The 18,752-nt window shown below is 69.6% G+C and carries 20 protein-coding genes and 3 pseudogenes; 11 read left to right on the top strand and 12 right to left on the bottom strand.

The genetic code is table 11. The features are described from left to right. The first annotated feature begins 1 nt into the window (after position 1). Positions 2–838 carry a hypothetical protein gene (locus PV721_RS06300; protein ID WP_319721824.1) on the top strand — a complete coding sequence of 279 codons (837 nt, stop codon included), beginning with the start codon at positions 2–4 and terminating at the stop codon, positions 836–838. A 384-nt stretch (positions 839–1,222) separates the two neighbouring features. Beyond that, positions 1,223–1,759, top strand: coding sequence for a tetratricopeptide repeat protein (locus tag PV721_RS06295; RefSeq protein ID WP_319721823.1), 537 nt, complete (start codon positions 1,223–1,225; stop codon positions 1,757–1,759). A gap of 175 nt (positions 1,760–1,934) precedes the next feature. Here PV721_RS06295 and PV721_RS06290 read toward each other — a convergent pair whose 3' ends face one another. Beyond that, entirely contained in the window at positions 1,935–2,255 is a 321-nt protein-coding gene (locus tag PV721_RS06290; protein ID WP_319721822.1) for a hypothetical protein, read from the bottom strand. A 36-nt stretch (positions 2,256–2,291) separates the two neighbouring features. Beyond that, positions 2,292–2,675, bottom strand: coding sequence for an NUDIX domain-containing protein (locus PV721_RS06285; RefSeq protein ID WP_319721858.1), 384 nt, complete (start codon positions 2,673–2,675; stop codon positions 2,292–2,294). 602 nt (positions 2,676–3,277) lie between these two features. Between PV721_RS06285 and PV721_RS06280 the strand changes: the two genes are divergently transcribed. The 4 genes from PV721_RS06280 to PV721_RS06265 all read left to right on the top strand — a co-directional run bounded on the left by PV721_RS06280 (position 3,278) and on the right by PV721_RS06265 (position 6,599). After that, the gene (locus tag PV721_RS06280; protein WP_319721821.1) at positions 3,278–3,559 is read left to right on the top strand and encodes a hypothetical protein; all 282 of its coding nucleotides are present in this window, start codon (positions 3,278–3,280) and stop codon (positions 3,557–3,559) included. Beyond that, positions 3,556–3,945, top strand: a complete 390-nt coding sequence (locus PV721_RS06275; RefSeq protein ID WP_319721820.1) for a hypothetical protein — start codon at positions 3,556–3,558, stop codon at positions 3,943–3,945. Before PV721_RS06280 ends, PV721_RS06275 begins: the two co-directional genes overlap by 4 nt. A gap of 721 nt (positions 3,946–4,666) precedes the next feature. After that, positions 4,667–5,638: a hypothetical protein gene (locus tag PV721_RS06270; protein WP_319721819.1), complete on the top strand. Its 972-nt coding sequence runs from the start codon at positions 4,667–4,669 to the stop codon at positions 5,636–5,638. A 526-nt stretch (positions 5,639–6,164) separates the two neighbouring features. Next, positions 6,165–6,599, top strand: a complete 435-nt coding sequence (locus tag PV721_RS06265) for a hypothetical protein (RefSeq protein ID WP_319721818.1) — start codon at positions 6,165–6,167, stop codon at positions 6,597–6,599. A 433-nt stretch (positions 6,600–7,032) separates the two neighbouring features. Here PV721_RS06265 and PV721_RS06260 read toward each other — a convergent pair whose 3' ends face one another. Both PV721_RS06260 and PV721_RS06255 read right to left on the bottom strand, forming a co-directional pair. Next, a complete protein-coding gene (locus PV721_RS06260) occupies positions 7,033–7,674 on the bottom strand; it encodes a carbonic anhydrase (protein WP_319721817.1) in 642 nt (213 codons plus the stop codon). A 289-nt stretch (positions 7,675–7,963) separates the two neighbouring features. Continuing rightward, positions 7,964–8,968, bottom strand: a complete 1,005-nt coding sequence (locus tag PV721_RS06255) for a Tn3 family transposase (RefSeq protein WP_319721816.1) — start codon at positions 8,966–8,968, stop codon at positions 7,964–7,966. Between PV721_RS06255 and PV721_RS06250 the strand changes: the two genes are divergently transcribed. Together PV721_RS06250 and PV721_RS06245 are read left to right on the top strand one after the other, a co-directional pair. Beyond that, positions 8,879–9,229: a hypothetical protein gene (locus PV721_RS06250; protein WP_319721861.1), complete on the top strand. Its 351-nt coding sequence runs from the start codon at positions 8,879–8,881 to the stop codon at positions 9,227–9,229. The two genes, PV721_RS06255 and PV721_RS06250, sit on opposite strands and share 90 nt — an antisense overlap. Further along, positions 9,193–9,432 (top strand): Tn3 family transposase, encoded by a 240-nt coding sequence (locus tag PV721_RS06245; RefSeq protein WP_319721815.1) that lies wholly within the window; start codon positions 9,193–9,195, stop codon positions 9,430–9,432. The genes PV721_RS06250 and PV721_RS06245 overlap by 37 nt, the downstream gene beginning before the upstream one ends. Positions 9,433–9,774: 342 nt before the next feature. On the opposite strand, the gene secD is transcribed toward PV721_RS06245, so the two are convergent. Both secD and PV721_RS06235 read right to left on the bottom strand, forming a co-directional pair. Then, entirely contained in the window at positions 9,775–12,123 is a 2,349-nt protein-coding gene (gene secD / locus PV721_RS06240) for a protein translocase subunit SecD (protein ID WP_319721814.1), read from the bottom strand. 99 nt (positions 12,124–12,222) lie between these two features. Beyond that, a complete protein-coding gene (locus tag PV721_RS06235) occupies positions 12,223–12,600 on the bottom strand; it encodes a hypothetical protein (RefSeq protein WP_319721813.1) in 378 nt (125 codons plus the stop codon). 676 nt (positions 12,601–13,276) lie between these two features. Here PV721_RS06235 and PV721_RS06230 point away from each other — a divergent pair. Beyond that, positions 13,277–13,566, top strand: a pseudogene (locus tag PV721_RS06230) (ATP-dependent helicase C-terminal domain-containing protein); the annotation flags it as partial. An 81-nt stretch (positions 13,567–13,647) separates the two neighbouring features. Here PV721_RS06230 and PV721_RS06225 read toward each other — a convergent pair. The 6 genes and pseudogenes from PV721_RS06225 to PV721_RS06205 all read right to left on the bottom strand — a co-directional run bounded on the left by PV721_RS06225 (position 13,648) and on the right by PV721_RS06205 (position 16,780). Continuing rightward, complete coding sequence (locus PV721_RS06225) at positions 13,648–14,298, bottom strand: hypothetical protein (protein ID WP_319721812.1); 651 nt, start codon at positions 14,296–14,298, stop codon at positions 13,648–13,650. A gap of 81 nt (positions 14,299–14,379) precedes the next feature. Continuing rightward, complete coding sequence (locus PV721_RS06220; RefSeq protein ID WP_319721811.1) at positions 14,380–14,586, bottom strand: DUF664 domain-containing protein; 207 nt, start codon at positions 14,584–14,586, stop codon at positions 14,380–14,382. 73 nt (positions 14,587–14,659) lie between these two features. Then, a pseudogene (locus tag PV721_RS43855) lies at positions 14,660–14,812 on the bottom strand (DUF664 domain-containing protein); the annotation flags it as partial. A 688-nt stretch (positions 14,813–15,500) separates the two neighbouring features. Then, a complete protein-coding gene (locus PV721_RS06215; RefSeq protein WP_319721810.1) occupies positions 15,501–15,860 on the bottom strand; it encodes a hypothetical protein in 360 nt (119 codons plus the stop codon). 90 nt (positions 15,861–15,950) lie between these two features. Beyond that, a complete protein-coding gene (locus PV721_RS06210) occupies positions 15,951–16,286 on the bottom strand; it encodes a hypothetical protein (protein ID WP_319721809.1) in 336 nt (111 codons plus the stop codon). A gap of 140 nt (positions 16,287–16,426) precedes the next feature. Next, complete coding sequence (locus PV721_RS06205) at positions 16,427–16,780, bottom strand: hypothetical protein (RefSeq protein ID WP_319721808.1); 354 nt, start codon at positions 16,778–16,780, stop codon at positions 16,427–16,429. 219 nt (positions 16,781–16,999) lie between these two features. On the opposite strand from PV721_RS06205, the gene PV721_RS06200 reads away from it, so the two are divergent. Further along, positions 17,000–17,893: a hypothetical protein gene (locus tag PV721_RS06200; protein WP_319721807.1), complete on the top strand. Its 894-nt coding sequence runs from the start codon at positions 17,000–17,002 to the stop codon at positions 17,891–17,893. Positions 17,894–17,933: 40 nt separating this feature from the next. After that, positions 17,934–18,116: pseudogene (locus PV721_RS43785) on the top strand (hypothetical protein); the annotation flags it as partial. Positions 18,117–18,752 lie beyond the last annotated feature (636 nt).

Raw genomic sequence — 18,752 nt, 5'->3', positions numbered from 1 at the left:
CTTGGTTCGGGAGCGAGACCAGCTCGCCGCTGCCGTCCCGGGCCTGCCGTTCCTGGGCTACGTGTACTTCGAGGTGCTGTCGGAGTACCTGATGCTCCACTCCACCAGCACCGAGACGAAGGCCCTCGCGCAGGCCGGTGAGATGAACAACCGCCTCTACAAGCGCCTGGCGTTCTCCGCGGTCAGCGGCATGGACAAGCTGTTCGGCCTGTCCCGCTTCCACCCCGGGCACCGGCGCCTGCACGACCTGATCGCCGACATCGAGCCCGCCCTCGCCCCCGGAGCAGCGCAGTACACCCGAGACCGCTTCTCCCATCTGCTCACCGCACTGATCCTCGACCCCGGCCAGGACGCGACCACCTTCACCTTCCGCGACCAGGACTTCGACACCCTTGCCCGGGTAGCGCCGTCCCTGCTCGGGCAGACACTCTTCCGCGAGATGCGCATCCTTCAACGCTATCCGCTGCTCTACCTCGTCTTCGAGCAGGCCAAGGCCCTTCGGGCCTGGAACTACTGGAACCACCACCAGATCCGGGCCCCGTTCAACGGATTCCTCCCCAAGGGCGAGATCGGGGCCAACCCCGCCTACCCCGCCCACTGCACGGTCTGGCTGGCGGAAACCTGCGAGCGGGGCCTGCTCCACCCAGTCGACGAACTCGACGTCACCTTCACGCCCCGCATGGCGGACCTGGCCACCAGCCATGCGACGCGACGCCACCGGCAAGGCGGCTGGGCATCCAGCCCCCGCCTGATCGACTGGTGCCGTTACCAGACCCGCCCACCCGGCCAGGTCCGGCTCCGCCGCCGGTGCGGCAGCGTGCCCGAGCGCGGTGGGTGAACAAACTCCAGACCGGCCACGGCCCGGCCGCCTGACGACCATGCTCGATCTCACCGACAACCGCCTGTGCCTCGGCCCCCGCGGCGACCGACCTCCGATCTGCATGTGCTGCGGCGGTGTGCGGTGTGGGCCAGAGGATCCACCAGCTCATCCAACGCGCCATCCTCGACCCCCTCACCCCCGACCAGTACGACCAGCTCGCACGGACCGCCGCCGACGCCCTGGTCGATGCCTGGCCGGAGGTCGAACGCGACACCGACCTCGCACGCGCCCTGCGCGCCAACACCACCGCCCTGACCAAGTTCACCGGGGATTCCCTGCACCGCCCCGACGCCCACACCGTGCTGTTTTGCGTCGGTCAAAAGCCTCGGACGGGCCGGCCAAGTGGACGCCGCCGTCGAACACTTCCGCCACCTCACCAGCACCACGGCTCACCACCTCGGTCCCGACCACCCCAGCACCTTGACCGCCCGGCACAACCTCGCCAGCTGGCAGGGACGGGCCGGGGACCCAGCTGGAGCGACCGCTTCGTTCGGCACCCTGCTCGAGGACCGGGTCAGAGTGCTGGGCCCCGACCACCCCGACACCCTCACCACCCGCCACAACCTCGCCTATTACCAGGGGGAGGCCGGGGACCTGGCCGGAGCCGCCGCCGCGTACGGCACCCTGCTCCAGGACTACCTCCACTTGCTGGGCCCGTACCACCCTGAAACCCTCGCCACCCGGCACAACCTCGCCTACTACCAGGGGAAGGCCGGGGATCCGGCCGGAGCCGCCACCGCACTCTCCACGCTGCTTGAGGACTCCGTCCGCGTGCTCGGCCCCGACCACCCGACACCCTCACCACCCGGCACAACCTCGTCCACCTGGAGCGCGAGGAGAAGCGAGCGGGGCACGGGGACGCCCGTTCGTAGGACGTAGCTCAACTGAACGGGACGTCCTCGCCCGTACCGCTTTCGGTGGATCCCGGTGCGTGGGCGGCCCGGCCGGGGCAGCCTGGACGTTGCGGCCCAGCCGGTGGGCCGGGCCCGGTCTACTTCGACGTGGGCAGCGGTTCGTGGCAGCCGAGCGCATGGGAACCAACGGGAGGGACGGTTCAGCCGCCGGCCGGGTAGCTCGAAAGCCGGTTGTCGTTCAGCACCATCCCGGCGAAGGAGTTGACGAGGAGCGGCGCAGCTTCGGGCTTGGTCGGCATGTCCGTACCCGTCCGTGCGTCGAGAACGACGGGACCGCCCACGCCTCGGCCGTAGACCCGCCCGTGCCACACCGCGGTCACGGTCGGGGGCTTGCGGTCCCCCTCACCGTCCTTGAGTGCCCACAGCAGCGTGCCGGCGGCCGCATCCACGGCCACGACCGCGAAACCGTGCGTGCACACCAGCGTCTGGCTGCGGTCGTAGGTGCAGGTCATCGCGCGCATCCCCGGCGGCATGGTGGCGCGGGCCTTCCCGGCTGGTCACGTCCAGCAGCTGGTCGCCCTTGCGCATAAGTTCGGGGCGGCCCAGTGGTACTGCCCCCAGAGCGCTCTGGGCACCGGGCCTAACCCGCACACCCATGCCGGCACGAGCTGAACCGACCCTACCCGCCCACGCAAGTTCCCGTGCCGCGATCCGAGAGGCTGGCACGGCCGTCGCAGCAGAGCGGGGCGGACACTCCCCACCCGGTCCAGGAGCGTGCCGAGCTCCAGCACGTCGTCCGGCTCGGCCACCAGGCCCGTGTCCTCGCGGAGTTCCCGGACCGCGGCCTCGGCGAAACTCTCGCCCGGCTCCACGGTTCCGCCCGGGACCTCCCAGGTGCCGCGGCAGTGCTGCCCGAGCAGGACACCGTCGGGACCGTGCACGATCACGCCGACCCCCAGCGCGCAGTTTCGGCAGAGGCGGCGGACTGGTGCGGGAACGGCTCGGCACACGTTCAGGGCGGCGGGCCGCGTACAGGCGGTAGGAGACCGCGTTGTCCGATGCGGGAGTCGATCGCGGTGACCGAATCACCTCTGCGGCTTTACCAGCGGAACACCCCCGCGTCGGCGGGGACCACACCAGCGCCCTCAACGGCGCAGCCTTCATATTCGGAACACCCCCGCGTTGGCGGGGAGCACACTTCGTGACCTGCGGCGTTCTAGGCGCTTTGCAGTCTGTTTGCCTGTCGGTGCGGTGCGAGGTTGTAGTCCACGCATGAACCATAACGGCTCCGTATTGGGCGGTGTTGCTGTCACCTCCTGCAGCCCTTCATGTCGGGCATGACCCGCACCGGACCATCCTCGCGTCGGCGGGGAGCACCGTCCCTGCGCCATGATCTCGTCCTGCGGGTCCGGTTCACCCCCGCGAACGCGTGATCGCTCGAGGAGCTTGCTTCTGCCATGGCGAGATCGACTTCATGGTGGGGCTCTGCCGGGAACGGCAGCGAAAGCCTGACAGTCGGGTATGGCGTCGGTATGGTGTTGGTATGGCGAAGAAGAAGCTTACGATCACAATCGACACCGACAAGGTGGCGGCGATCGAAAAGGTGTTGCAAGCGAGCCCTGCCAGCTCGGTGTCCGCGTGGATCGAAGACGCGGTGTCCGCCAAGCTGGATCAAGCCGAGCGTGCCGATCGCGCGCTCAGGTGGTTCGTCGACCGTGCGCGGGACGAGCAGCCTGGGGAGTGGGAGAAGGCCCTGGCTGCTGTCGAGGAGGCCGACCGCCGGCACGGTTTCACCGGCCCGGAGCGGGAGCAGAGCGCCGCGTGAGTACCGGCTACATCCTCGACCACACCGCGATCTCGGCCCTCGCGCACGGCGACATCTATATGGCTGCGCGCGTCTTCCGTTCCGTCGAGCAGGTCCAGCCTCTGTACGTGCCGGCGGTTGCCTTCGCTGAGGGACTCACCTCCGTCGTGCAGGCGGAGGTGGCGCAGATGTTGCAGGATGCCCTGTCGGCGCCGTGCTTCGTCTTCCGGGCCCTCGACGAAGCGGGATGCTGGGCTGTCGCCCAACTTGCCCGCGAGCGCGCTGCTGATTTGCCTACCGCTCACGTCGCGCACCTCGCGCTCGGCTCCGGGCTTCCTGTGCTGAGCCGCCAGGCGGAGGCGTACAAACAGATCGACGACCGGATCGTCATCGAAGAAATCGGGTAGAAGCCCGCCTCCCGTCGGTGCGCGTGTTCCCCGCCGGCACGGAGACGGGTCGGGCCTGCGGGACGCGCCGATGCTGTACCCGATCCACCAGCGCGGGGCCCTGCTGACGGCCGGTGGCAGACGGAGCCGCGGGATGAGCTGATCAGGACCGTCTCCCCCGCCTAATCGCTTATGACCGTGCCCCCGAGCCTCGCCAGCGCGGCTCGTTTCAGGGCAGCAGCCCTGGCCCGGCGGCGCCTGTGCTCGGCTATACCGTGATCAGCCGGCTCGCTCGCCAGCAGGAGCGCGGCCAGACATTGAATCTTGCAATCCAGGGCGAGGGCGAGCCGCCGACGCTCCCCGCCGCGGATTGATTCTGCCCTCTCACCGCCCTGTCGTCGCCTGTCAGTCAGTCCTCCACACGGAACCTGGATCGCGAGGCGCCGCCTCCCGGTCGCTTGGCCGGGCAGCGGGGCGCGGCGGCCGGAAGGAGTCGGGGCCCGCGAACCCCTAGCTGCTCTCTCCACCTCACAACGAGGGGACGGATCGAGCGTCCCCGGACGGAACCGAGCAGTGCGGGATCGGTGCAGGCCGGAGTCGCGACAACTGCGCCCAACGACTACAGCAGACACCGGCCCGCTCGGCTGCCCGTCAGCCAGTGAAGGGCCGGAAAGTGCCGTGTCGGCTGAGCTGCTTATGGGGAGCTACGAGCGGCCATAACAGAACGTAGTCAAGGAGTCACATGAGGTGGACACAGGCGTTCGATGAAGCGATGGGGGAACTGAGGGGAGCACGCAAACAGCTGGAGCGCATAGACGACCCGACGGTGGGTCTCCCCGCGCTGCACGGCGAACTCTCACAGGCCCGCATGAAGATCCAGGAAGTCGTGCAGAACGGCGTCACCGGGCTACGCGAAGAGAACCGGGAGCTGCGACGCCGCCAGGACAAAATGATCGCTGACCTGCAGGAAAGCCGGGAGGAAACACGGGAAGCGATACAGCAGCTCCGCGAGCTCGCCGACCTCCTGCGCGGCTTCGCTACAGCCCCGACCGCCGCCCCGCAGCAATCAGGCCCACCGCAGCCCGGTGCAGTGGAGGCCGGTCAGAACTTCGACGAAGACATCACCGAACCGCCCACGTGGCAGACCACGCGCGAACGTGAGGACCAGGGGGAGAACATGAAGCACACCCAGGGCCCGGATCTACGGAAGGCGACCGGCAACGAGGTGGCGGAGGACGGTCTGAAAGCCGCCATCGAGGCCGCCTACCGCGGCACGGGCACCAGGACCGCACCTGCACCCACCGCCTCCGAACAGACGCCCGGATCGCAGCCCGAGGACCCGAAGGTCGCACACGGCGTCCTGCTGCTGAAGGCCGCCGGCGTCGCCTCTGCCGAACTCGTCCTGCACCGCGACACCTGGGAGTTCCTCTCCGCACTGGCCGTCGACCACGGCCACTTCCGTACCCCGCCCGCCGTGGAGGACGTCAAGGAGGGCCGCATCCAGGCCGCCCTCTCAGGGCGCTCCCTCATCGCCGTGCTGATCGAACTCTGGAACACCCGGACCACCGCCACCGCCCTGGAAGCCGACTGGGCACTGGCCACCACCGCCTACAACCGGATCGCCGCCGAACTCGCCGGCGCCACCGGCTCCGGGGAGACCATCCGCATCACCCTGGACGACGGACTCGGGCACACCGGGATCGACGAGGACTGACGCCGCGGGAAGGCCCGCGTCGAACGGGCCTTCCATCAAATGCCGTTCGAGCGGCGCCGCGGCCTCGGGTAGAGGCGCCTCGCGGTGCGCGGGCGTCATCCCCGCATGCGCGGGGAGCAGTCGACCGTCGGCGGCGGCACCGTCCAGAAGGCGGGTTCATCCCCGCGCGCGCGGGAATGACCCCCACGGGTAGCGTGACTGCCGATGTGATGAGCGTGGTGACTCTCAGCCAATCAGTGTCCGCCGGTGTGCCCCATGCCGGATAGCGGAAGTGGCCCGGTACCTCCGTCCCCTTTGGTTGGTGTGGAGTGTTCACTGCGTCCGCGAAGCAACCGAAACGAGACGCGGTCCCTGTCGAGGGGGAACGAGGTCGGCATCTGAACGGATACGGTCGGGCCCGCCAACGCCGACAGCACTCACCACGGAGACTGTCCAGCGGCATGCGCCGAAGCGAGGGGCTGTCACCCCCAGGCACGCAAGCCGACCCTGCTGCGTCTTCTACGGACCAGGGACCGACGAACAAGGGATGAGCGCGCAGATGAAGACGACGATGCAGTCAGCATTGGGCACCGCACTGCTGCTCCTGGCCGCCATGACGGCCACCAGTGGCTCTGCCGCCGCCCAGGTGGCGGGGGCAGACGCCCCGGCCGCGCACCAGGCCCTGCTGACGGGGCAGTGGGCCGAGTCCGTCGACAAAGACCGCCCGGGAATCACCCTCTACATCCAGAAGCTGACCTTCACCGCGGACGGCCGTTTCGAGCAGATCAACAACGTGATCTGCAACCTAGACAATTGCCCCGTGTTCAAGATCGGCGTCAACACGGGTACCTACCGCACGGAGGGAAGGACCATTCACCTCGACGGCAACCTCTCGGACCTCCACGGCAGCGTCCGAAGCAGCAACACCATCGTCCTGGACAAGCACGTTCTTCACCGCACGGCCGCCGACGCCTCGGAGTAGCTCGCTGGGCTTTGGTCTCGAGCCCGACGCAGGGCGGCGGCCTCAGACGCCGTAGCTCGGCGGCGCTGTGCCCGGCAGCCTCAACCGGAGCCAGCGCATCGTCCGGCACCGCTACTGCTCCCCCGCTCACGCGGGGGAAGCCCCCTCACTTTGTGCGGGCGAAAACCGGGTGGCTGTCCCGCTCCTGGCTGCTCTCTCGTCCACAGCCCGGCTGGCCGGACGTGGTGACGGGATCGAGGCTGCAACCCCGGACCGAGGGCGGCGAGGGGCTCGCTCGTGGCATGCATGCACGAAATGCCGGATTCCGCGAAAGCGCCCACGGGCAGCGGCCAGCTCGTCCCAGCCCGCTCCGTGCCCGCGCACCGCGGTCTGACTCGTCCCCCCAGCGCGCGGGCCCACCCGTACGACAGGCGGGCAGGCCCGCAGCGGTTTTTTACCGTGCGGAGGCGGCAGCCCTGCTCAGGCCGTGGGAGGCGACCAGCTGCGCACTGCCGTCGGCCAGCCGGTAGGACAGACCCACCACGGCAAGGCGGCCGGCGGCCACCCTCTCGGCCAGGACGCGGGAGCGCTCCAGCAGCAGGTCGACGGTGTGCCGGATGTGCTCGTGGAGGATCTCCTCGGCCTGGCCGCGTCCGGCGGCGCGGGCCGCCAGCACGCTGGGGGTCACCCGCTCGACGACGTCACGGACGAAGCCGGCCGGCACCCTGCCGCCGTCGGCGGCGGCGCAGGCCGCCGCGATGGCCCCGCACGAGTCATGGCCCAAAACCACGACCAGCGGGCTGTCCAGCACGCTCACCCCGTACTCGATGCTGCCCAGCACCTCGGAACCGACCACGTGCCCGGCCGTGCGGACCACGAACAGATCACCCAGTCCCCGGTCGAAGATGATCTCGGCGGCCAGCCGGGAGTCGGAGCATCCGAACATCACCGCGAAAGGGCTCTGGGCCGGTGCGGTCTCGGTGCGGCGTGCGGCGTCCTGGTTGGGGTGCTCCGGCGAGCCGGTGACGAACCGCTGGTTGCCGGCCAGCAGCATCTCGAAGGCTTCATCGGGGGTCGGCGTGAGTATCTCAGTCATGGCCGCAGGCTACGGGCGGCCCAATGGAAACGCGCGGCCAGGTCCACCGACAGCGGCGGTCCGTACTCCGCCGGCGGCATACCCAGGCGCCGGGCGATGTCTCCCTCGACCCGTCTCCTCAGCGCGCTGCGGATCTGCTCGGCCCAGAGCGGTACGCCCGCACCGCCTTCGTCCCACGACGCCGTCATACCGCGCCCAACGACGCCCGCGGGACAGAGGTGTACGCCGCAGGAGTGGTTCTGCCGGGGACCGGTGACGTCGATGTGACGCCGAAACCAGCTGGGCCGGGTCAGGCGGCCTGTCCGAAGCCGGCCGTGGCCGGGCCCTGCTCGCGCAGTGGGGTGAAGTCCACATCGAGCTTCGTCTCGTACGCCTCGGGCTGGATGCCGAGCTCATGCGTGGAGTACTCGCCGAACCGGTTGATGTGCTCGGTCAGGTACGGCGAGATGTGAGCCAGGTCCTCTGGATGATTCTCCCACCCCTCCTCCAGCAGCTGACGGACGATCTCGGCGACGTCCAGGGCGTTATGAAAAATGACCGCGTTCGTGAGCAGAGCATTGAACTTCATCGCCTTCTCCTGCTCGACGGGGTCGTTGTCCGCGATGACCCCGCGGTTGCCGAAGCCGACCCACTGCGAGAACCGGTTGAACGACTCCGTCTTGTTCGTCGCCGCGGTCACCCGCCGGCGAAGCGCCGGATCGGAGAGGTAACGCAGCAGCTGCACGGTGCGGATCACGCGGCTGACCTCGCGGAACGCGGCGTAGGTGGCGTTCTTCTTGGAGCCCGAGCGCAGCCGCTTGAGCAGCGTGGAGGAGGAGATCGCACCCTCCCTCACGGAGACCGCCACCTTCATCAGGTGCCGGAACTGGGACTCGATCAGGTCCCAGTCGATGACGTTCTTCCCGGCCTCGCCGAACAGCGCGTCGATGTGCACGTACTCGGTCTGCTTGCTCGGCCGGTAAAAGGTCATGCCCTTCCAGTTCCTGATCCTGGGCATCAGATCAAAGCCCAGCAGGTGCGCGAGCGCGAACACCGGCTGGAACTGGCCTTGGGTGTCCGCGTGCACCGTGGTCGGCTTCACCTCGGAGGAGTTCTTCAGCAGGCCCTCGATGATGTAGACGGCCTCCCCCCGAGTAACACTTCGCCGTACCGCTTTCGGTGGATCCCGGTACGTGGGCGACTCGAGCGGGGCAGCCTGGACATCGTGGAGCGGCCGGTGGGCCGCCCGGTCGCATGCTGCGGGGAGGGGCTGGTCGTCGTGGACAGGGTGCTGAAGGCGTTGGGGGCCGCGCACGAGGGGTCGGTGGGGGTGCTGCTGGCCGACGGCAGCGAGCCGGGCCCGGTCTACTTCGACGTGGGCAGCGGGCCGTGCGTGCCGTCATCGACCGAGTGGCACGCCTACGACGGCCGACACGGCCGGCCCCGCGCCGCACTCCTGCGAGGCAGCTGCTCATGCGGCTGGCGGGGCATGGCCGAGTACCCACTCGACTGGACCACCCTTCCCACGGACAAGCTCTGGTGCACGTCAACACCCTGCTCCTCCAGGACATCCTGAGCGAGGAGAAGTGGCAGAAGCGGCTCACCGACGCCGACCGGCGGGCCCTGTCCCCGCTGTTCTGGACCCACGTGAACCCCTACGGCCGGTTCGAGCTGGACATGAACTCCCACCTCGACCTCGCGCCGGCCGCGTCCATGGTGCCCGGTCCTGTACCCGATGCGCAGGACGTCGCCCAGGAGGCCGCTGTCACCTCTCTCTGACTGGAGCCGTTCCCACTGCCAGACCCGCGCGCTCGACGGCGGCGGACGCGGTTTCCATCAGGTTGTCCGACCGGCCCGCGGCGGCATTCGGCGACAGCCCCAGGTCGTCGCCCGCGAAGGTGAGGACGCAGCCCAGCTTCTGGGCCGCCCGGCGCCATCCGGGCGGCAGCGTCAGACGCAGCGGGTGCAGGAACGGCGCGCTCAGACGGGGTGAGTGCGCGCTCAGCAGGCCCTGTCCCGACCGGGCCTCCACGGAGCGTGGCCGCGGTTGTCGGAGCTCCGTGGAGGCCCGGTCGGCGTGTGATGGAGGCTACCCTCGTCCTAAGGGCCGTCCTTGCGGGCTCAGACGACCGCCCCCGTCCCCCTCTCCTTCTTTCCCCGCGCCTCCAGCGGGCTGTACCCGTCAGGGACTTCCTTCGCGGCGCGGCGGTCCCGTGCCGGTGGGGGTGTTGGGTTGCGGTGTTCCAGGGCGATCGCGATCGGGACCGCGGTGAAGATGGTCGAGGCGATGCCGACCAGGACGCCCGCGATCAGCGCCACGGAGAAGTCCGCCAGCGAGTCGCCGCCCAGTACCGCCAATGCGGTCAGGATGAACAGGGCTCCCATGCCCGTGTTCACCGTGCGCGGGAGTGTCTGGACCACCGCGTGGTTGGCCGTTTTCTCCAGGTCGCCAAGGGGGTCTCGGCGGCGCGCTTCGCGGACGCGGTCGAAGACGACCACCGTGTCGTTCACGGAGTAGCCGATCACCGTGAGCAGCGCCGCCAGGAAGACGCTGTCCACCGGCCTGCCCAGCCAGGCGAACAGGCCCACCACGAGGAGGACGTCGTGGACCATCGCAGAGACTGCCGCTGCCGCCAGGGTCCAGCGGAACCGCACGCTGAGGTAGATCAGTTGGGCGGCCACGGCGATGCCCAGGGCCAGGAGCGCCTTGTGGCGCAGTTCGCTGCCGAGGCTCGGGCCGATCTGTTCGTCACGCTCCACCGTGACGGTTCCGCCGGGCTTCTCCAAGGCCGCCTTGACGCGCTGCTGTTCGTCGTCGGTGAGCTTCTCCGTGCGTACGGTGATGTCGCCGTCGCCGGACTCCTGCACCACCGCGCGCGGGAACCCCGCGTCGGACACGGCGTTCCGGGCCGTGTCCGCGTCGACGGACCTGCTGGTGCTGTACTCGACGAGGCGGCCGCCGGTGAACTCCACGCCGAAGTCCAGGCCGCGGATGAAGATTCCTGCGACGGCCACCGCCACCAGGAGTGCGCTCGCGCCGAGCCAGCGGCGACGGTGGCGGACCAGGTTCGGGTTGCGGCGGGACAGCCATGTGCGGACTCGGCCCGTCGAGGCGATGCCCGTCAGACCGGGGCGCTTGCGTACGAAGCTGCGGGCGACGGCGAAGTCCGCGAGCGCGCGGGTGATCACGAGCGCCGTGAGCATCGATGCCAGGACGCCGATGCACAGGGTGACCCCGAAGCCCTTGACCGGGCCCGTGGCGAAGAAGAACAGCAATCCCGCGGCGAGCAGCGTCGTCACGTTCGAGTCGATCACCGCGCTCCACGCCTTCGCGAAGCCGGTCTTCACCGGCTTCGCCAAGTCCTTGGAACGGACGCCCAGGTACTCCTCCCTGGCCCGTTCGAAGACCAGGACGTTCGCGTCCACCGCCATGCCGATCGCCAGGACGAACCCGGCGAGCCCCGGCAGCGTGAGCGTCGCGCCGAGCGCCACCAGAGCGGCGTACGAGATGAGGCCGTACAGCGCGAGGGCCAAGGCGGCGAGCGCGCCAAGGAGCCGGTAGACGACGGTGATGAACAGTGCGGTCAGGGCGATGCCGATGAGCGCGGCCTTGGTGCTCGCCTCGATTGCGTCGGCGCCGAGCGTCGGGCCGACCGTGCGCTGCTCCACGACGTCGAGGGGCACCGGCAGCGCGCCGCCCTTCACGAGCGCCGCCAGGTCGCGCGCCTCGGCCCGGCCGAAGTCGCCGCTGATCTGCGTGGAGCCGCCGGTGATACCGGTCCCGCACACCACGTCCGCGGTGACGCCGGGCGCCGAGATGATCTTGTTGTCGAGGGTGATGACGACGCGGCGTTCCGGAGCGCCCTGAGGCGCGCAGGCCGCGTCCGAGGTGATCTTCGCCCAGGTGTCGCCCGCGCCCTTGCGGAAGTCGAGGGAGACCATCCAGCCGCCCAGCGACTGCTGGTCCAGGACCGCCTCGGCGTCCTTGACCCCCTCGCCGGTGAGGGCGGTGGGGCCCAGCTTCAGGTGGTTGCCCGGCTGGTCCGGGTCGGGCAGGGTGCGCGATCCGTCGGCCTCGGGGTTCGCGGAGCCCTTGTCGGCCGTCGCCCCCGTCACCGGGTGGACCGTGAGCTGTGCGGTGCGGCCGATGACCTCGGCGGCCTTGCGTGGGTCCTGCACTCCGGGCAGTTCGACGATGATCCGTTTCTCGCCGGAGCGGGCGATGCCGGGTTCGGAGACGCCGAGGGCGTCGACGCGCTGCCTGAGGACCTCCAGAGCGCGGTCGGTGGATGCGGCGTCGGCCTTGACGGTGGGTGAGTCCCGGGTCTCCAGGACGATCTGGGTGCCGCCGCGCAGATCGAGGCCGAGGCGGGCGGATTGGGTGAGGGCGATATAGAGGGACAGCGCGACGGCCGCCAGCGCGACGATCGCCCTCCACAAGGGTGGGCGGGACAAGGGTGCGCGAAACATGCGTACTCCACGATGAGGGCAGGACGGAGGGACGCGTGACCGGCCCCGCGCGGTGTGCGCCGGGTCAGAAGGGTCAGGCGTCGATGACGGTCTGCGTGCTCATCGGTGGGGCGGGCCGCGCGGGGCGGCGGACTCGGCCGGCCTGCGCGGCGGCGCGAGTGCGGTGGCGGGGCCCGTGTCGGGCCCGCCCAGGGCGCGGCACGGGGCCGTGTCGACGGCCGTACGCGCGGGGCCCGCAGGCTGCGGGCCCGGGATGTGGGCGTCAGGTCGGTGCGTGACCGCGACATGCCGCGCCGGGACGTCGTCCGGTCCTGCCCCTTGTCCGGCGTGCCCCGCCACCGTGTGGTGGGCGAGCGGCCTGTCGGCGGGCATGAGCATGCCCTGCGCCCCGGCCACCGGGACGAACAGCGCGAGGACGGTGACGACGAGGGTCAGCGCGGACGCGGCCAGGCGCGCGGAGCGGCTCCGTTGCGGCACGCGTCCCCCATCGCTTCGGTGCTCGTCGGGTGCGCACGGTGTGGCCCCGCCCTGCTCAACGTATGGGGCGCCCCGGTCCGTTCCGTGTTCCTCGGCAGTTCTTCGGAAGCCGAAGAACTTCGGCAAGAGCGCGAAACCCAGCCGGTTCGCCGCCCCCGACTTGCTCCGAAGCCGCTCCTGGTCCTCCTCCGAACAGCGTCCAGACCTCGATCAAGTCCTCCGGCTCCCACTCCTGCCGCACTCCGCGCTCCCTCCGGTCTTCGTGACCGGACCAACGTCGCCGAGCGGCTCCTCAAGAATCCGGAAAGATCGAAAACCCGGACAAGCCCACCCCGGATTTGCTACAGAGAGCTACTTGTCACTTCGTGGCAGCTTCGGGAGGACAGGGCCGGGATGCCCGTGGGTTCGAGGAAACTGAAGGGTCTTCAGTGGGAACCCGGGGGTTCGTCGCCGTGCTGCGAGGGGGTGGACCCGTGGGTTCGTGGTGAAGCCACGGTATCGGCTTCGGCTGACTGTTCCATGAGTTGCCGTGCGGAGGCCGCGTAACGAATCGCGGTCTTCTCGTCGATGGAAAAGATCGGAGCCTCACGACCCGAGCGAGGGCATTGACGGACCGCCACCACCGATCATGATCGTTCTCACCGATACTGACTGTCCCGCTGGTCCCCATGGCCGGGCTCGGGTCCGGGTCGACTACAGCGGCAAGCGGCCCGTACTCGCGGTGAAACTCCAGGAGTTGTTCGGCTGGTCTGCCGCCCCCGCGCTGGCGGACGGGCGGGCCCCGCTGACCGTCCACCTGCTCTCCCCGGCTGGGCACCCGCCCGCCGTCACCGGCAGGCCTCGCGTCGTTCTGGCGCGAGGCTACCGCGCCCTGCGGGCCGAGCTCCGCGGCCGCTACCCCGCCACCCGTGGCCGGAGGACCCGGCTGCGGCCGAGCCGACCCGGCGGCTCAACGCGCCCAAGTAGCGGCAGGCTGCCCCGCACCGCCTGCCGCCGGCTGCATCGACGGGCGCTCCCCGGCCGGGGAGCGCCACGGGTAGCCCGGGGTCAGCCGCCACCCGAGCCGGCCGAGGCCGAACCGCCGGAGGTCCAGCCGGAGTTGGGCTGCGGCCGATCGCGCGTGCTGCGCTCGGTGCGCAGCTCCACCACGACCCCAGCCGGGCCGAGCAGGGCCTCCAGCGCGTCGGCGAGCCGCTGCGGGTCGCCGCCGAACGGGAGCGCGAGCCGCTCCCGGACGCCCCGCAGGACGAGTTCCAGCGCGAGCGTGGAGACGGCCGGCTTGTAGTCCCCCTGGTACGGCTCCACCACCTTGTGCGTCAGCCGCACCTCGCGCAGGGTCTTGACGGTCAGCCAGTCGTCCGGCCCGGCGGCCCGGACCAACCGCAGGGACGCGGGCACCCCGGCCGGCGCGAACTCCACCCGCAGGATGTCCCGGGCCCGGGAAAAGGCCAGCGCCGGCCAGCCGATCAGGTACTCCAGCCCGGCGATCACCCCCACCACCACGAACACGGTCGACGCCCGCGCCCCGGCCAGCGCCATCCAGAAGGCGACGAGCAGGGTCGGCACGCCCAGGGCGAGCGGAGTGAACAGCGCCGGCCCCGCCGAGGTCAGCGCGTTCCACGCCGGCCCGGCCGGGCCGGCGCGCAGGACAAGATCCGTCGAGTCGGGACCTTGTCTCAGCAAGGGATCGTTGGCCATGCCTCCAGCGTAGGACCGGTCCGCAAGAGCGCCTCGACCATATCCGGCCGATGGAGCACGACTTCTGACGGCCCGTAGCCCTCAGCCGGCGGGCGCGGCGGGCTCCCCGGGCTCGAACCACGGGTCGGGCCACGGCTCGGCGGCGGCCATCAGCGGGTAGAGGGTGGCGCCGTCCAGGCTCTCGCGGATGATGTCGGCGTGGCCGCCGTGGCGTGCGGTCTCCTCGATCAGGTGCAGCAGCACCCACCGCACCGACCACTCCTCGACGTCGGCGGGGAACCACGGCACACCCCCGGGGGACGGGAACGCCCTGGCCGAGGTCGGCGATGCCGGCGACGGCCTCGTCGGTCTCCCCGGTCGCCAGCTCGCAGTCGGCCAGCAGCCCGGCCAGGGTCTCGCCGGGCGCGGGCCGGAACTCGTCGTCGTCCGACTCGTCGGCCGCCCGCTGCAGGGCGCCGGAGCGCCGCAGGACGAGGGCCGTCCAGCCACGCTCGCAGCGCGCGGCGTGCTTGATCAGTTCGGCGATGCTCAGCTTACTGGCGGAGGGAGTGGCCCGGCCGTGCTCCCTCGGTCAGGTCGTACGCGGGGAGCGCAGCAACTGCCGCTACCGGTCGAGGAAGGCGAGCCGCGCAGGACCCGCCCGAAGTAGGCGTCGGCGTCGGCGTCGGCGTCGGCGGGCTCCATGTCCCATGGCGGTCGGCCGAACCACGTGCGGATCTGCTCCAGGTTGCCGACGTCCCCGCGGATGGTGCCGGCTGCCAGCCCTGCCGAGGCCCGCGCCAGCACGAAGCCGGAGAGCACATCCGTCTCGAACGCCTCCGGTTGCTCAGTCGAAGCCGGTGCCCTGAAGTCGCGCAGATCCCGTACAGCGGCCAGCGCCAACCCGAGCCCCCTCAGCTTCACCCAGAAAGTGGAACCATCGTTAAAGCTGAGATTGCTTCATGAATCATGAACTTCCTTCACTGGGACCCGAGCCACGGAGGGAGGGGTGAACCCCCTGGCCAGCAGGCTGGACTCTCTCCGGGGATCAGTGGAACTCACGGGATGTCGCACACAACTGGCCGGGGTAATCGTCGCCGTGATGACCTTGGGCAAGGCGGTTCTGGTGGGGTGGCGTCTCACCCTCGGGCGATCAACTCATTGCCCCTTTGGCGCGTATCTCGGCTGGACCCCGTGTACGACCGCGGGTGAGTGGTGCGTGCTCAGCGACCGGCGGCCGGTACGTGGCGGACCGGCCATGCCGGCTTCGGGAGCCTGGGCGCGCGGCGCCTGTAGGCTTCGAAGGCGAGCCAGGCGGCTCCTGAGGCGACCGTCGTGAGGAACGGCAGCGCCCAAGCGGCCAGCTGCCAGACGGCCGCGACGTCCAGGGTGCTCACCAGCGCCGCCGCCGGAGCGGCGGCAAGGGTCAGCAGCAGCGTGATCCTGGCCCAGAGCGGCAGCCTGCGGCTCACCGCGGCGGTCGCGAGGCCCAGGCCCGCGCTCGCCGTGAGGATCACGGCCAGGGCCACAAGGGCGACGGCGAGGGCGACTATCAGGGCGAGGAGTAGCAGGATCAGGCCCATGTCGTGCCCACCTCCGGTCTCGTGGCGACCCGTCGCGAGGGCAGGCGGATCCGACTCCGCTGCTCGGCAGGTTCACCGGAAGCCATACTGTCAGAGGTGTTGAACGCGTTCAACACCGCCTCCGGTGTCACCCGTAGGCCCTGGTGTCGGCGGCGGGGTCCGGCGGTGGGGGCGTGGCACGATCGCGGGATGCAGTACCGGTACGCCACCGAGGCCTACGGCGTGGTCGTTCTGCGTCTGCATCTCGGCATCGGCGGCCATCTGGTCGTCGTGGTCCCGGAGCATCCGCAGGACGGTCGCGGGACTGGGGTGCTGCCCCTTCTTCTTGCTCCTGGTGATGACGAGCCGGGGGGCGATGTCCCGCAGGCTCAGCTTCTCAGCGTCCCGCAGGTGCAGGGCCATGGCGAGCATCGTGGGGTCGGACACCCTCGCGCCGCCGATCGCCTTGCCCCGCGGCGGGCCGACTCCTGGCCCTCAAGGGACACGAAACGCCGTAGCAGGCAGAAGGCGGGACAAAAGCTCAGCTGCTCCTGCACCTGCGGGGAGGCATTCGGCGGGCTCCGTGATCAGCGGGTGGCCATCGTGATCGCGGGAGAGTCCACCCACGTCGCGGTGCCACCTGATGTCACGGTCAGGCCGTACCTGTCGATGCTGGGTCGGCCGAGCTCCTCCCACCGCTGGTATGAGGCGGTGATCTCGTCCCACAGCCATCGAGGTCCGGCCTGCGTGACGGCGAAGTCGGCCGCGGTGCGGCCGTCATAGTCGACGACCGCCCACACGCCGGTGGTCGGGTCAGACCCGCGAAGGCGGGTGGGGGCGTGGTTGCCGCTGGTGTCCCAGGCGAACGAGGCTCCGGGGACGGTGAGGCCGATGTGGAACTCGGCATCGAGGTCGCCGCCCGCGACCACCCACGGAGACAACCCCGTCGCCGAGCCGGTGAAGAATCTGCGACACCCATCACCGGGAGCGCCGGTCGATCTGCTGTCGGTGACCGAGGAAGACCTCGTGGCGTACTGGGAGGACTGCACCCTCCCCTTCGACGGAGCGACACACCACCCCCAAATGCGGGAGATCATCTGGCGATCGCTTGCGGGGGTGTTGCATGGGGACAGGCCAAAAAGACGAATGAAGGCTCCCGTATGACTACAGGTTCGATGCAGTTCGGCCAAAGCAATGATGCCGAACTGGACAAGACTGTGCTGACCTCCACGGCTAGGGCCGGGACGCTTCACGTCCAGAACGGTCCGTTCCAAAGCGAAACTGCGGCCGGCTCCGGCATCGTCGCGAATGGCAGGACAGGGGTGTTCGGCTTCAGCTGGACTCACGGGGTTGAGTCGGGGCATTCGGGCATCAGGGGAGTGTCGAGGGGCAGAGGCGGCATCGCCGTCGCCGGAATCGCCTACGGCGAACCTGACGCCGAGACCGAGGATTGGCACTGGCGCCGGCGCGCGGTGGGCGTGCTCGGCATGGCTGGGCACGAAAATGCCCTTGCCGGGTGGTTCAGCGGCAGCGTCGTCGTTTGGGGCGACCTCGTCGTCGCAGGCACCAAGGCGTTCCGCATCGACCACCCTCTGGATCCCGAGAACCGCTACCTGCAGCATGCCTGCGTCGAGTCGCCGGATCAGCTCAACGTCTACAGCGGCACCGTTGTGACGGACCATGAGGCGTCAGCCGTCGTAGAGCTGCCCGAGTACTTTCAAGCACTGAACAAAGACTTCCGGTATCAGCTCACTGTTATCGGTGGATTCGCCCAAGCGGTCATCTCAAAAGAGGTGCAGGACAACCGCTTCGTCATCGCCACTGACAGACCCGAGGCGAAGGTGTCCTGGCAGGTGACCGGCGTACGGCAGGACCCCTACGTGCGGGCAAACCCCTTCACAGTCGAAGAGGAGAAGCCCGAGGACGAGCGTGGCACGTACCTCCATCCCGAGCCTTGGGGCAAGCCGAAGGAAACAGGCACGGCGTACGAACGGCTGGCCGCATTCATGAAGACATCGGGCGTGGACGGCGGGACAGATGCCTCTCCAATGTGAGGTCTCAAGCACATCACCCACGCGCTGAGAAGCCCTCGCGCAGTACACCGCGCAGGAAGGAACGGCGGCGCAGATTCCCCGCTCGCACGTGGAAGTCGTGCGCCACGACGGAAAGGACGTAGAAGTACGGCTTGGGGTATGGCGCAGCAACATGCGCAGCCGGCAAGCGGCACTCCCGCAGGAGCAGCGGAAACAGCTGGCAGACCTCGGTCTGTTCGACTGAATCAACTGAGAGGGCACGCTCGGGCGGGCTGGGCGCTACGACGGACGCCGCATATCCACAATCAGCCAAAGAGACCAGCGCGCAGGAGACCTGATCACAACTGATCACCAAGCCCAGCACCTGACAAGCGTGCAGCTCACACCGCAACGATCACTACCGCTCCATCCAACGACGGACGACTCCACGCACCACCCCGCTGTACGGCCCAAAATGAAAAACCCACATCAGCCAACTGGCCGCCGATCACAAACACCGCTCCCGTACATCCGGGCACTCGCCCACCTCGGCGTGGAGTGGGCGCGATGAGGCGGGGGCTTTGCCGCTGAACGACCACCGGGGGCTGGACTGGACCGCGGAAGTCCACCGGCCGCAACCACACGCCGAGCTTGCGCATCACTCGGGCGGGCGCGACGTAATGAATTGAGATGCGGGACACCGCGGGAAGGGGCCTCTCGGCGCCCTGGCCTCCAACATAACGCTGTCCAGTAGCGAAGTGCGGGCACCCTGCTCGGCGCCCCGGGTCGGACCGGTCGCCTGTTCAGCCGTCGATTCGCTGGACGGTCCCTAGAGCATGGTGAGTGCCTTCATCGCATCGCGCTCGATACGCGCGAGTTCACTGAGTACGGACCCGGCCCG

The organism is Streptomyces sp. MB09-01, assembly GCF_033794505.1.
Taxonomy (GTDB): Bacteria; Actinomycetota; Actinomycetes; order Streptomycetales; family Streptomycetaceae; genus Streptomyces.
The sequence above is the reverse complement of the archived record's forward strand: the minus strand, read 5'-3'. Positions and strand labels throughout refer to the sequence as shown.

What these genes read in the sequence shown, in the direction of transcription:
- PV721_RS06270 (WP_319721819.1), top strand. Translation starts at nt 4,667, where the DNA reads ATGAGGTGGACACAGGCGTTCGATGAAGCGATGGGGGAACTGAGGGGA.
- PV721_RS06280 (WP_319721821.1), top strand. Translation starts at nt 3,278, where the DNA reads ATGGCGAAGAAGAAGCTTACGATCACAATCGACACCGACAAGGTGGCG.
- PV721_RS06290 (WP_319721822.1), bottom strand. Translation starts at nt 2,255, where the DNA reads ATGCGCGCGATGACCTGCACCTACGACCGCAGCCAGACGCTGGTGTGC.
- PV721_RS06200 (WP_319721807.1), top strand. Translation starts at nt 17,000, where the DNA reads ATGACTACAGGTTCGATGCAGTTCGGCCAAAGCAATGATGCCGAACTG.
- PV721_RS06265 (WP_319721818.1), top strand. Translation starts at nt 6,165, where the DNA reads ATGAGCGCGCAGATGAAGACGACGATGCAGTCAGCATTGGGCACCGCA.
- PV721_RS06225 (WP_319721812.1), bottom strand. Translation starts at nt 14,298, where the DNA reads ATGGCCAACGATCCCTTGCTGAGACAAGGTCCCGACTCGACGGATCTT.
- PV721_RS06215 (WP_319721810.1), bottom strand. Translation starts at nt 15,860, where the DNA reads ATGGGCCTGATCCTGCTACTCCTCGCCCTGATAGTCGCCCTCGCCGTC.
- PV721_RS06260 (WP_319721817.1), bottom strand. Translation starts at nt 7,674, where the DNA reads ATGACTGAGATACTCACGCCGACCCCCGATGAAGCCTTCGAGATGCTG.
- secD (WP_319721814.1), bottom strand. Translation starts at nt 12,123, where the DNA reads ATGTTTCGCGCACCCTTGTCCCGCCCACCCTTGTGGAGGGCGATCGTC.